The 13,116-nt window shown below is 40.6% G+C and carries 14 protein-coding genes and 1 riboswitch; of the genes, 2 read left to right on the top strand and 12 right to left on the bottom strand.

The window, feature by feature from the left end; genetic code table 11:
* Positions 1-44: 44 nt before the first annotated feature.
* From OCU48_RS05725 to OCU48_RS05715, 3 genes are all read right to left on the bottom strand, one after another.
* Positions 45-341 (bottom strand): hypothetical protein, encoded by a 297-nt coding sequence (locus OCU48_RS05725; protein ID WP_141344410.1) that lies wholly within the window; start codon positions 339-341, stop codon positions 45-47.
* Positions 342-509: 168 nt separating this feature from the next.
* On the bottom strand, positions 510-1,322 hold the full coding sequence (locus OCU48_RS05720) for a hypothetical protein (RefSeq protein ID WP_141344408.1): 813 nt from the start codon (positions 1,320-1,322) through the stop codon (positions 510-512).
* Positions 1,323-1,956: 634 nt separating this feature from the next.
* The gene (locus OCU48_RS05715) at positions 1,957-2,586 is read right to left on the bottom strand and encodes a hypothetical protein (protein ID WP_141344406.1); all 630 of its coding nucleotides are present in this window, start codon (positions 2,584-2,586) and stop codon (positions 1,957-1,959) included.
* A 264-nt stretch (positions 2,587-2,850) separates the two neighbouring features.
* Here OCU48_RS05715 and OCU48_RS05710 point away from each other — a divergent pair, with 264 nt between their 5' ends.
* Positions 2,851-3,399, top strand: a complete 549-nt coding sequence (locus OCU48_RS05710) for a recombinase family protein (RefSeq protein WP_141344404.1) — start codon at positions 2,851-2,853, stop codon at positions 3,397-3,399.
* On the opposite strand, the gene OCU48_RS05705 is transcribed toward OCU48_RS05710, so the two are convergent.
* From OCU48_RS05705 to OCU48_RS05690, 4 genes are all read right to left on the bottom strand, one after another.
* Complete coding sequence (locus tag OCU48_RS05705) at positions 3,389-5,020, bottom strand: KAP family NTPase (RefSeq protein WP_244312234.1); 1,632 nt, start codon at positions 5,018-5,020, stop codon at positions 3,389-3,391. The genes OCU48_RS05710 and OCU48_RS05705 overlap by 11 nt on opposite strands.
* Positions 5,021-5,160: 140 nt before the next feature.
* Positions 5,161-5,361, bottom strand: coding sequence for a hypothetical protein (locus OCU48_RS05700; protein ID WP_141344402.1), 201 nt, complete (start codon positions 5,359-5,361; stop codon positions 5,161-5,163).
* On the bottom strand, positions 5,358-5,921 hold the full coding sequence (locus OCU48_RS05695) for a hypothetical protein (protein ID WP_141344400.1): 564 nt from the start codon (positions 5,919-5,921) through the stop codon (positions 5,358-5,360). Before OCU48_RS05695 ends, OCU48_RS05700 begins: the two co-directional genes overlap by 4 nt.
* A gap of 104 nt (positions 5,922-6,025) precedes the next feature.
* Positions 6,026-7,675: a recombinase family protein gene (locus OCU48_RS05690; protein WP_167496157.1), complete on the bottom strand. Its 1,650-nt coding sequence runs from the start codon at positions 7,673-7,675 to the stop codon at positions 6,026-6,028.
* Between the two features lie 60 nt (positions 7,676-7,735).
* Between OCU48_RS05690 and arfB the strand changes: the two genes are divergently transcribed.
* Positions 7,736-8,098 carry an alternative ribosome rescue aminoacyl-tRNA hydrolase ArfB gene (gene arfB / locus OCU48_RS05685; protein ID WP_141344574.1) on the top strand — a complete coding sequence of 121 codons (363 nt, stop codon included), beginning with the start codon at positions 7,736-7,738 and terminating at the stop codon, positions 8,096-8,098.
* Positions 8,099-8,161: 63 nt separating this feature from the next.
* On the opposite strand, the gene OCU48_RS05680 is transcribed toward arfB, so the two are convergent.
* The 5 genes from OCU48_RS05680 to OCU48_RS05660 form a co-directional block, all read right to left on the bottom strand.
* Positions 8,162-9,235 carry a saccharopine dehydrogenase gene (locus OCU48_RS05680; RefSeq protein WP_141344397.1) on the bottom strand — a complete coding sequence of 358 codons (1,074 nt, stop codon included), beginning with the start codon at positions 9,233-9,235 and terminating at the stop codon, positions 8,162-8,164.
* A 16-nt stretch (positions 9,236-9,251) separates the two neighbouring features.
* On the bottom strand, positions 9,252-10,751 hold the full coding sequence (locus OCU48_RS05675; protein ID WP_141344395.1) for a Na+/H+ antiporter NhaC family protein: 1,500 nt from the start codon (positions 10,749-10,751) through the stop codon (positions 9,252-9,254).
* Positions 10,752-10,862: 111 nt separating this feature from the next.
* A riboswitch (Lysine riboswitch) is annotated at positions 10,863-11,041 on the bottom strand.
* A gap of 269 nt (positions 11,042-11,310) precedes the next feature.
* Positions 11,311-11,721, bottom strand: a complete 411-nt coding sequence (locus OCU48_RS05670) for a VF530 family protein (protein WP_141344393.1) — start codon at positions 11,719-11,721, stop codon at positions 11,311-11,313.
* Positions 11,722-11,865: 144 nt separating this feature from the next.
* Entirely contained in the window at positions 11,866-12,420 is a 555-nt protein-coding gene (locus tag OCU48_RS05665) for a DUF2301 domain-containing membrane protein (protein ID WP_141344392.1), read from the bottom strand.
* A gap of 18 nt (positions 12,421-12,438) precedes the next feature.
* Positions 12,439-13,116: a hypothetical protein gene (locus tag OCU48_RS05660; RefSeq protein ID WP_141344390.1), complete on the bottom strand. Its 678-nt coding sequence runs from the start codon at positions 13,114-13,116 to the stop codon at positions 12,439-12,441.

The raw sequence follows: 13,116 nt of genomic DNA, 5'->3' as shown, positions 1-13,116 counted from the left end.
ATTCTAATATCTATTTTGCGCTTCTTCAATTAAAGGTAGAGCTCTTATATATTTTTGGTTTGCATAACCCACTGACTGGCAAAGCCATTTCTTAGCTTTACTTGCCCTTGTGAATTAGGCTTTAAAACACGCTTCGTATTCTTGTTTCTGATTGTTCCAGTGACTCTATGGCGTTCATAGTTAGGGAAGTCTGAATAGCTCTCATAATCCTCTACAGAGGCTTGTAGAACTAACAGCATGTCTTTAATTGTTAGCTGATACTCTTCAGCTAGGTCTTTAATTAACTTGATAAACTTAGGGCGATCACCTTCTATCAAGTCATTGATATTATTAGTATTCATATATACTCCTGCCTCACGGCGTTAGTTAATTCATTATTGATTTCATTCCTTATAGGTACTCTGGAAGTTGTAACCAAGAACGCCCTCCATCCCCTATGTATCAAGGGCTAAAAGCATATTTAGCTGTTACAAACCAGCCTAAATCCATACCCAGAGTAGAGCCATAGGTTATCTACATGCTTCGATAACTCGAAAGAACATTTCATTTTCTTTTAGTTCAAAGGGGCAAAGCTCATCAGCCAATTGCAATGCTTCTGGTGTACCCAATTGCTCCTGTGCTTCTAGTTCCATCAATCTCTCTATCACATCTCTCCTTTCATAAATCTCAATCACCTGATCCACACTTAAACTCAAACTCTCAGTTGAGCTTGCATTTTCTTTACTAAACATTTCCACTTCTAAATCCTCCATATACTTCAGATACATACAGTTCATATCTTCAAGTTCTGCCTTGTCTTCAAATTGAGTTAAACCACCGCACAACTCAGCGAACTTACTCGCAGTAACCAAATAGTCTTTAACATTAAGCAGAGTCCCTTCAGGACACTCTCCAAGCCTCTCTACTTCCCTTTCCAGCACACTATCAGCATCTAATCCATCTCGTTCAAAGTCATTGATTGTAGAACCATTGACATAGCTCTTCAGTTGGCTCATATCGTACCTAGAGCAAAACTCCTTAAATCCTCTTAAGCTATTGAAATTATTAGCACTAACCAATTTGTATTCTTCTAATCCCAACCCATGTTCATCTCCGAGCTTCCAGTTAATCCAAGCAGGCATAACAACAAGATTCTCAGCTACCAACATACCGCCCTTGCTTGCAGGGTATCTATGACCGACATGGTAGTTGTAGCTGCTTCCAAGTTCTCCATTGAATCGATACATGCCTTTGGCACGGTTAGCAAACCTTCGTACTTCTAGGACTTCTACTAGTTCTTCAGTTGACTCAGGCATAGCCTCTGGACTTGTACGCTGTGCCATACTCCATAGCCATTCAAAGCTACTCGATCTAAAGAAGTCATTAGTCCTACATTCAGTACAGACCTTATTTCTAACTGGTATTCTCTTAGGTCTGCCACACTGAGAACACCGTTTAAGCTTTGTTTTCATTTTTGATTTCACTCCTCATAGGTACTCTGGAACATGTAACAGCAATACCTCACCAACCCTTGGTATATAAGGGCTAGAAGCGAATCAGAGTGCTACAGATAAATTAAATTGTTTAATATCAGTTAGTTAATAACTGATATATCAACTGATAAATAGGAAAGTAGTAGATAGATTTATCCTTAAACCATAGGAACTCATAAAAGAGCCAACACCTATGGTAGCCCGAAGTGAAGTAAACCTAGGTGGCTGGTTAAACCAATCCCTCAAACCTTCAACATCGTTTAGAAGGTCAGTAGCCACCCCTTCTCAGCTTTAAAATCTATCTAATTGTATTTGCTACATTGCATAGTATGCAGTTAGTCAGTGAATTGTGACCATCATCTACCATCTTTATATAGACTCCACTACAAGCCAAAATGTGACTCTAAGAACACCAGCTTTCCTGAAGTAATGTGATAGTACGTTAGTTATCTGAGCAGAATAACTACGTAACTATAAAGGACAGTCAGTTACTAGATTGGCCTTTGGTGATATTTTTCAGAATGCCTATATCCTTTTTCCTTCCACCAGATCCGTCACCTCTACCTTTAATCTCTAAAGTGCTTGCTTCACTCCTTCGATATTCAATCACTAATCTGACGTTTAGGCGCTCACCATCTGCTGAATGATCGCTAGAGACTATGGCAAATACACCTAGATCGTGCAGAATACTATCCAAGCGTCCCTTCAAGGCAGCACCAATATCTTCTGCTGTAATCTTTCTTTTATTTTTTGCTGCTAAGGCAACAAGAGAATCTAGAGATTTTCCGATAGCCCATCCACTCATGATTTCCGAGAATTGTGCAGCTACAGGGGCAACAGACTCAATAAAATGAAAAACAATGCTACCTTTTCGAACATCTTCGATATAAAGAGTCTGTAGGTTTCCCCTCCCTATCTCGCTTTTCAATTCTTCCAGATTGTTTAAAACTTCAATTGGGATGTCAGGTAAGGTAGCCCTGTAATACTCAATATCGTTCCGAATAAGCTCGCAGATATAGTCAGAGATACAGTCAAGTGCCTTTACTGTAGGTCTCATTGGTATTTTTCCATTTTCCTCTGTCGCAAACCTTACATCCAAGCTCAATTGACGCATAGTGATTCCTTATCGCTTAAAAGAGAACAGACCATTCTTAAAGCACAAGCTTATCGAGTGCTTTTTACTGATTAAAATGGCTACAAAGAAAATGTAGCAAATCACTCAAACTTCACTGCTTTCTTTAAGGTAAATCCAACATAGCTTTGCCTTATCTCAAAAGTATACTTTTTGACACAAGCCACAAATCCTATCTCAAATACTTTAATTTCTAGTTTTGATATAGCAACATACAATTATTCTAAGACTTTATGAGATAGGCCAATGGCAAACGTAGGCTACAAACGAGTATCAACAACAGACCAGAACACTGATCGTCAGCTGGTGGATATTCAGTTAGATAAAGTATTTGAAGAGTATTGCAGTGCATCAACCATAGACCGCCCTGTGTGGCGTCAGACAGTTGATTACCTAAGACAGGGAGACAAGCTATATATCCACTCATTAGACCGTGTGTGTCGCTCTGGTGCTGGTGATGCTGTTGCTATCGTTGAACAGCTAACATCAAAGCAAGTTGCTGTAGAATTCGTTAAGGAAGGTCTTTCGTTCAGTTCTGAGATGACTGCAACCCAGAAAGGCATGCTAGGTATATTGGCTTCAGTTGCTCAAATGGAGAGAGAGTTAATCAAAGAGCGTCAAAGAGAAGGCTTGGAGCAAGCTAAGCTCAAAGGTAAGAAACTAGGGCGGCCAAGTAAGGCCACCCCAGAAGAGGTTAAGCAATTAAGAGAGACCTTATCAATAGCAGAAACAGCCAAACAGCTAGGCATATCTCCAGCTACCGTAAACAGACTTCAACGAGCTTCTAGTACCTGAAGAACAATGGATGTATACGGAACTGTTTGTTTAAATCTGTTATATCCAACTCATGCTTTTCATAAGAAGAATAAATTGTAAGAGCTTGAGATTTCCTAAACCCAATAACCCCAATGGTAAACCAAAGCTTCAATAGCTCTTCAAAATTTAATAATCGATTATTATGGAATTCATCATCAGGGTGTTCATTTGGCCTTTCTAACAAATAGATAGAAACTTTATCTTTACTATCTTGATTTAGCTGCGCGTTACTAAACTCTTCCTGATCGACATAGGCTAACGCATCTAGGTAATCCTGGATGTATGGAAATATACTTTTCCATTCTTTAACTAGCGCTTTTTTTCGCTTAGCGTAATACTTTTCTTCAGCTTCTAAAACTATATCTTCATTTAGCTCAATACCACCGTTACACTCGGCTAAGCAAGAGTTGACAAAGTCTATCGCATCGCGGGGACGGAGCATTGTTCTATCAAGGATAAACTCATCAGCTTTTATTCCATTTACCTCAAAATTAAATACGTCAGATAGTAAAACTTGTTGACGCCCTTGATATTGATCTTGAATCAGTTGGTTTACCCTTAAATCTAGAATCTCCCTTATCTCTTGTTTGTTCCATGAAATAGCATAGATTAAAGATTGGTCTTTTTCGTCTTGCCTTAGGTTTCGGTGGTAGATACCCAGTAATATATCGGTTCTAATTGATATAAGAACTTTCACTGACTTAATATCAAGTAGCTCTTTAAAAGCCTCAAGCAATGCATTTATGAAATCATGTCGAATGCCACTTGCGCTAAGCCATGATTTATCAAGATCATCTATGCTTATGATCACGCGGTTCTGTTGTCGTTCGTCAGAAAACTCTTCCTTAATAACTTTTATCAGTTCTTTTTGCTTTCTTATCAACTCGCGGCTTACATAGCTAGAAGTTTCTCGCTGGACTTTTTGTTGAGACTCCCCCGAAATTTTCCCGCCCACTTCAGCAAATTCAAATCCTGCTTTCCCTGATAATTCATGTTGCATTTTCTCAGTGATTTCGGTAACAACATTATCATTGAAAAAATTATCTTTGTAAGATTCTAAATAATCTTTGGCAATGGCGGGAGTGTATGGTTTCTTTGTTTCATTATTTAGGTTGCTGATAAAATCAAAAAATCCTTTATATGAAGCTCTGTAAAGCTGATTAATAACTTTAACCAACAGTACATGTAGCCATAAGGATTTATAGAAAGCCCTCAAGTCTATTCCATTCGCAATTAAATCTGAGACGAATTTATTATTGTTAATATGTTCAAAAACAGTATTTTCAGCCTCAATTGTATCATGAACTTTTACGTTCCCATGAGCTACTATCTGTTTTAGAAGTGCCGTTTTGCCACTTCCAGTGCGACCAACTATAACTCTTCTCGGAAAATCAGGATTATTGTTACTTGGATCAAAATTCACAATGCCTCGGAAAACATCCGACTCATAAAAACAATCATCCAAAAAAGAATCTGTTTCGGCATCTAGATTTCCAATAATCGCATTTTTTCTAAACTTATAGTTTGACATACTGCTTTGTAACCAACTGTTTTTGTTATTCTTTAACTCTCCATCATACATATGGATTAAGTCTTCCATTCAATTATTTTTTTGATAGTAATCCCACTAATGCAATAAAAATGGCACGATAGCTATCTATTCCCCTTTCTCAAATGAAAGAAAAGCCCCATTAGGCAAACACCTTGGGGCTTCAAGTTTAATCAGTTGGTAAAAGATGGTTAGTCTATGAGGTCTTCCATTCCTTCGACCCCTTCTCCTGTTTCCGTATTTAGGCAAGAAGCTGAGATACTGTTAAAATCGAAATCTACGGTCAATTGCTTTGCACCCTCAATACAAGCTTCTTTTGACTCGAACTCTACTTGACCATTCACCATTCCATGACTGCCATTGCTTAAGACAAACAACAAAACCCATTTCACGAATCAATCTCCTGTAACATTTTAAGCAGCTCTTCCCTCTGCTCATCTGAGAGGTTGATCAAATCCTTTTTGATACCAACAAACAAGTTATCTTGTTGCTTAAGGTATTTACTTGGGTTCAGCTTACGGTCTAAGTCTTTGGCCTCAACAGCGCCATTTTGAAACTCACCTAACAAACCTTTATGTTCTTCTTTCACCAACTTATAGACATTGGTAAAACCAACATCTAAACACCTTTTGAAACGCTCCTCAAAGCTATCCAAATCCTCAGTGAACTTGGCAAGCTGTTGATACCTATAAAGAGTTTGTCGAGTAGGTTTCTTTATTCCAGTGTCGCATTTCTCAATAATGTTACATTTAACCCAATCACCATATAGCTTATCGCTACTGAACTCGGCTCTTGCCCTAACCAACAAGATCCCAATCTCTAAGGTCGCTCGTTTCTTATCAGCAGGCTTTGGGGCTTGATGATGAGCAATAATCAATTCTTTATGAACATCTTGGAGCAATTTACTCAATTCAGTTTGGGTTTCATCAGGTTTAATTTGTGTAGCAATCATGGGAACTCCAAATAATTAAGAGCATCCTTGCGAGTCCAATCCTATCGTAAAGATACGCACTTCTTATTATTGAACCCAATGCAAATTTAGCATTTCCGATATGCTTACGGATAATATCTAAATTGTTCTATCACAGCTCGTTTCTGCTCTTCTGTCAGTTTAATCCTAGGCTTATCGCTCCAAGCAAACCAAATCTCTCTCTTGTTGGCATTCTGCAAAGCAGTAGGCGCATCAATACTCTTATACTTCAGTGGCTTACCGTTGAAGCCCAGCTCAATAAAGTAATACAGAGCCTTTCCGTTATCAGAATCAACCCTAGTCATCTCAAAGTAATCAAACGTAGCATTAAGCAATTGTTTTAACTTAACCCTTGCGGTCAAATTCTCAGGCTCATCTTCAATAGCATAAGCCAAATCAATTAGCTTTGATGTTTCATATAGGCTTTGTTGCTTATTACCAGTTCCTTTGCTTTCTTCTAGTTCAGCAATAGTCTTAGAACGCTCTGTAATCCGTTCTGACAGCTCTGAAACCTTCTGTAATATCAATGGGTTAGAATTGGTTTCAATAACGCTCAATAACCCTCGCAAGGCTTTGTTAGACTCATCTTGCTCTAGCTTTAACTTATTGATTTTAATGTCAATATCAGCATTAGCCTTATCGGCTGAAACCCAATGATTGTGAAAAATAGGACTCATAAAATACTGTCTAAGAAACTTCTCAAAAGCATCCATTTGAATAGCTCTAATCGAACATAGGCCTGACCTACTACCAATACACTGTAGGTAGTACCTTTGCCTTTTCTTAACTAGGCTCAAATACTTACCACAACTACATCTCCCAACATCCCTAAGCACATTCCTGTGAGTTGTAGTAGAGCCACCAGTATGGGTTTTATACTTCTTTAATCTTTGATTAATACCCAATTGAACCTTGTTAAAAAGCTCTTTTGAGATAGCACTAGGGTAGTAATCTTTGATTGTATCTCCAATAGGGGTAGCAACCTTATTCTCCACAGTACAAGGCTGGTACTCACCTATTACCTGCCTATATCTCAATAGCTTAGACACACTTGAACCATTCCAGTCTCTTGCAGTTGGACTAGGAACTTGCTCCTTATTCAGAATGCCTGTAATCGTATAGTGCCCCAAGCCATCAGAAGCCATTTCAAAGACTCTCTGAACTGTTGCTTGATGTTTATTCAGATAATAACCATCAGGTCTATCAGGGTCACCCTTAATCCTGTCTAACCAAAACGGAGCTTTACTGTGCATATCTTGATTGGAACGCTTCTTTGCCCAAGCTGCTTTTAACCTCTTACTCTTTGTCTGACTCTCTTCATGACTACGCTCCATAATAAGGCCAGCCATAAGGAAATCAGTAAAATCCATGTCCTTGGTATAAGTTTTCTGATCTAGCAAAGTAACAACCACCACATCATAGTCAGTTATTCGCCACAGTTGATTCATGGCTACCTTAATTTTTGCCCTACTGAGCCTATCCAAGCTTTCCACCAGCAAGTAGCAAGGTGTTTTAATTGCTCCTGACTCCAGAACAGAAAGGAACTGACCCAAACCTGCATCTTCTTTGGTATTAGCTTCAGTCCAAGCACTTACCCCAAGGTCTTCAAAACTCAATGTACTAAGCTCTAAGCTATTAGATTTACAGTAATCTTCAGCTAACTTGGTCTGTCTTTCTATTGAATGACCTTGGGCTTGGTGCTTGCTACTAAATCTCTTATAAGAATACGCTAACATAGAAATACTCCCTCGAAACAAGCAGGTTTTATAGCACATTGACTAGAGCGATATTTATCAATTTGCGCCACCTTCTGCTATTGGGGCTCTAGTATCTCAGAGATTAAAACTTCATCGGCAATACATCTACGCTTTGATATCAAGCGTTCTACTCTGCCCTCAGTTTATAAAGAAAAGCTGTTAGCCCTCTCTGATAGTCGTGTTAGTAGTGATGGTGTAATTATTATTAAAGCGCAGAGCTATCGCACTCAAGAGCAGAATCGTCAAGATGCGTTGGATAGACTGGTAGAGATGATAAAGAAGGCAATGGTTGTACAGAAAAAACGCCGCCCAACTAGGCCAACAAAAGCATCTAAAACCCGACGCCTTGAAGGTAAAAAGAAGCGCGCAACCACGAAGTCGTTACGAGGCAAAGTTATTTAGACCCGAATAAAAAAAAGGTAGGCTCATTGCCTACCTCTTACTATAGAAACGACATAAGTTTCGTTATTTTCTGTCCAAAACAGACTGTTCAGCAGAATCGTAATAATCCGCGGCTCTAGCCCAGATGCCCTGAGGGTCATTACCCTTAGTCAAATCAACTAAATGTGGCAGAAGTTGACCTGCAAAATCTTCACTGCTCTCTTTTGGCAGTACAGTTGGCAAGTGGTCAACGGCTTGTACGCGAACGCCTTCAACAATAGAGTCAATGATTGGCTTGGTTAGCTTAGTGCACTGGTTATAGATTCTGATTGGATTATCAGGATTGTTTGGATCGCAACTCACATCACTGATCATGCTTAAGCGTGGTGATTCACCTAGGCTTTCTTTAGTAAGGAATGGTGGTGTACCTTCAGCAAGATATGCGCAGTTCACCAAAATATCGAAGTCATTAATTGCGGTGAATGGACCACCCGCTTTAGTTTCTTCTATATCCCAGCCTTGCGCTTGAAGACCAAGATCTGTGAACAAATCCATTGCACCTTTACCACAACGACCAAACTGACCTATCACTAACACTTTCGGTGCTTGTTGAGCGCTCTTTAACTGCTCACTCAATACCGCTAGGTACGCAGAACGATCAGCATAGCTTTCAACCGCCGGATAGGTCTCTTTACTTTGTGTGTGATGCACATAAGCAGACAGACCGATTGCCGCACCCACATACCCTGCCCAGTAACCAAAAGCACATACACGGCGACCTTCTTCATCACGCAAGAATTCAAGGTCTAGAACCTGACCACTGCCCTCTTTGAAACGTGACAGGATCTGAACAGCTTCGTCTTGCCCTTTAAACGCGTGAGCAAAGTAAATGTGCTTATGCTTAAGAGCAAAGTTTTCTTCTGCTAGCTCTTTAAGGCCAAGAATGTAAGCGTGCTCTGGAGCATCAACCCAAGAATGTGTGTCCACCAACTGACAACCCACATCTGCATAAGCTTGATCTGGGAAAATACGCGTTTCGCTGTGCTCAACAGCGATCTCCGCACCGGCTTCAATCAACGCTTTTGCGCCAGACGGAGTCAGTGCAGTGCGACGTTCTCCTGGTTTTACTTCATCGCGAAGCCAAAATAGTGTTTTCATTTATTAAAATTCCTTCTTAAACAGCAGGTGCGACACGCTGGATTTTACCTTGTCGACGCACCATAAAGGTAATCAGTGCAACCTGAAGTATTGCTACCGCTAGAATTGTGTATGGGCTACGAGTTATCTCTGCCAGCATAAAGCCAACCGATGCTGTAACACCAGTCAAAATTGCGTATGGGAACTGAGTGCGTACGTGAGAGACATGATCACACCCTGTCGACATAGAGCTCAAAATCGTCGTATCAGAGATAGGCGACGTATGGTCACCTAGCATACCACCGCTTAACGCCGCGCCAATACAGATAATTGGGTCAGCACCTAACGCAGACGCTACCGGTACCGCAATAGGAATCAAAATAGCAAATGTGCCCCACGATGAGCCCGTCGCTACCGAAATAAAGCTACCAATAATGAAAATAATCGCAGGTAACAAGAATACTGGCAGGCGATCATTCATCACTTGGCTAATGTAGTCACCTGTCCCTAATGTTTTACAGATATCACCCAATGTCCAAGCCAATAGCAAGATCATCAAAATCAGCATAATGCGCTGCATACCCGCGACAAAGGTGTTGAACGCGGTGGAAGCCGTCATTGTCTTGGTGTAGGCGTAATAACCAATGGCAGTAATTGAAGCAATCAGATAACTCGTACCTAGACTTGCGCGAATCACTGGTCCATTAATAGTGCCATGCAGGTGGTAATTGTATGTGAACAGAGCAATCAAAGAACCAAACAGTACCCCTAGCGGAAGAATAATCAACGTCATAGATGCTGACTTGCCCTCAGTGCTTTGCTGTTGTACTTCTTCAACTTCTAAAGACATGCGTGCTTTGGCTTCTGCTTCTGCCATTGGGCCCCAGTCTTTTTTGAGCATCGCATACACAGGTACGCTGAACAGCGCCAATAAAGCATAAAGCTGATACGGAATCACTTGCAAGAAGGTAGTGAAGCCGTCCACTTGTTGGCCCATGTTGCTATAAGCATTTTCAATCAAGCCTTGCGAGTATACTCCCCAGCTGATGATTGGAATGAGCACACACACAGGTGATGAGGTGGAGTCGATAATAAAGGCAAGTTTTTCTCGGCTTAGCTTTAGCTTGCTAAAGATGGGTGAGAACATCGGGCCTAAAATTAGTGAATTACCAGAGTCGGTAAAGAACACGCCGATGCCTGTTGCCCAAGTTGCCACTTGCGCCTTTAAAGGGGATGAAATATAGCGTGTAGCCATTGTTGAAAATGCAGTCATCCCGCCACTTTGTTCTACTAGGTAGATAAAACCAGAGATGATGGTAATCACAATAATGATTTGCGCATTAGTCGTTTGGGCGAGTTGAGCAAACGGACCGTCTGTTAGGAACATTAACGCCGTATCTACTGGGTTTCCCTGGGTGATAATCAACATGCCACTAATCACGGCAACCCCAAGGGCCAAAACAACATGGCGCGTAGTGAACGCCAGAATCAATGCCAATATAGCGGGAACGATGGATAACAATCCATAATCAGCCATTCGTAAAATACTCCAAAAAAAGAAAAATAATCGATTTAGAGGAAGGCTGTATTAGTGAGCACTGCTGGACAATAGACGGGCGTTAAAGCAATAGAAAAGATGCAAGCGCATGACTGTTGTAGCTCCCCATCCCGACCGGAGTCAAAGATGACAGTGTTATTCTTATTAAGAACAACCCCAGCAATGCGAGTGACCATCAACATTGCTTCGGCATCGGCTCCTTTCATTAAGCTTCGAAGGATGTCACCCTCCACTTAACTACTCTTAGGCGATGCGCCTCTACGTATCAGCGAAGAACACTATTCTTCGTGACCGCAGAATAAAAACATATATTAAGGCCTAACAATTATTTTCAATCCAGAAACGTGCGATAGATCACATTGCTATTCCGCGTTCGCATATGGAATAACCAACACACGCAAACGATTGCGCTATATGGTTTAGTTAAAAAATTCAGAAATACGTGCTACAAATGCAAAAATAGCACCCATAGAGTGCTATTTTGTGTTTATTCTCAGGCATCTCGTCACAAGAAAAAAACCGAATACCGCTGCGTCACCTATCGGCGAGAGCGATTTCTGCGCTCTTGCGCTTTTTTCTCTTTGAACGCTGATGCTGCTTTTGCTTGTGATGCCAAAATAGAATCTACTGTCAGTTCCATTGGCTCTTTAGGCTCAATACCATTAGCGAAGGTACGCATTCTTGGTGGCATTTCTTTCTCTTCTTCTGTTGGACGTGGCATACGTTTGAAGCGAGACAAGTAAAACGCCTCTAACTTCTCTCTCGCCCATTCACTTTTGCGAAGATACTTAACACTGCTGGCTACAGATGGGTTGGTATGAAAGCAGTTAAAACGCATCGCAGTATCCAGAATGTTCCAACCGTAATGATCAACCAGTTCTTGAACCATGTCTTCCAGTTTAAGACCGTGTAATGGATTGTTTTGTAGCTCTTCTCTGTTAATGCTCATGTGCTGCTTGCTCTGTTTGGTTTGGCTCGATTATAGCAATGAGTGCGTGTTGTTGTTAGGGAAATATGCGCACTACTGGTGTTATTGGACTTACAAATATGCTCTGAAGATACTCCAAGATAAACTTAACCAATCCTACTAGTGTCAAATCTGATAATTGGCTTTTTTACCAATATCGAAATGCAGTGGCATCTTCCATTTTTCTATGGCTAGTAAGGCATAAATTAGACCACTAAGACCTGCTAATGGCGCTAGTATCGTAGGCTCTTTCATCCAAAGTACTAGAACAGATAAGATTAATAACAGGGGTATAAGGTTAAGCCCTTTGACTTTAAAGCAATAGGATTCTTTCAAGGCTATGCCAGAAAAGGTAATGAACATAAAGCCAAGATACAGCCATTCTTTGGTGGGTATAACAATAAATAGGGTTAAACCTATCCAACTCGACCATGTAATGATTGAGCGAATCTTCTTGTCATAAACATGAATATTAGCGGCACTAAGAGCGGCTGACACTGCAATGAGATTAAGGCTCCACTCTCTTAAGAATGGAGCAAACTTCACCTCAAGTACACACAGCAATTCTGCGCTAAACAAAGAGAGCAATGACAAAGCAAATAACGTAATGCCCAGCCTATAGGACACTACGCTTATCTTATCTAACCCATCGAGTTGTTCTTTATGTTCAGGATTCGCCATCAGTTTAGTCTGTGTGATTTATTCCTTACTAAAAAAGATATCACTTGTTAGCGTGTTTACGTTAACTACAAATACACTATCGGGATCAGATTCACGCTTAAACTGAAAACTAAACTGATCTATGGGCGTAAAAATGGGAAGGTCGGTACGTTCTGTTAATTCATAGCCGCCATCAAGATAGAGATCGCTTTTCACTGCAAGATCATGTGCCATTCGCTTTCTTGCATCACGATTAAATATTGGCTGAGTTGAAGCGTTACTTGGATAGGACTCACCATCGTATTGCAACAAACGCAAAGACCCATCACTCCACACCGTTATACTCTTCCAACCATTGGTATCGGTATGCGAAATCAATACTGGTTTTTTGACAACGGTAAACTTGCTCATTTTTTCAAACGAAGAATTGAAGAGGTATGCAGAGCAACCTCCTGTTCCGCAAAAGTATGGGTCTTGCATCAATACAAAAACCTCGTCTTCCGTGTCTCCATTAAGATCGGCATAGCCGTATTCAAATGGATAGCTTCTATCCGTCAATCCTTCCGGTTCTAATATTTGTTCAAACACCATTTTTTGAATAGGATCGCTGGGCACTTCCATAGCTGCTTGTTGATTAGGCTCAGATTGACAGCCTGATAACAGAGCAACAATAGAAAGCGTGGTCAGCGCTGTAATCTTGTTTTTAGCTTTCGACAT

The sequence above is a fragment of the Vibrio inusitatus genome, assembly GCA_024346935.1.
Lineage (GTDB): Bacteria > Pseudomonadota > Gammaproteobacteria > Enterobacterales > Vibrionaceae > Vibrio > Vibrio inusitatus.
This window is presented reverse-complemented; position numbering and strand designations above follow the sequence as displayed.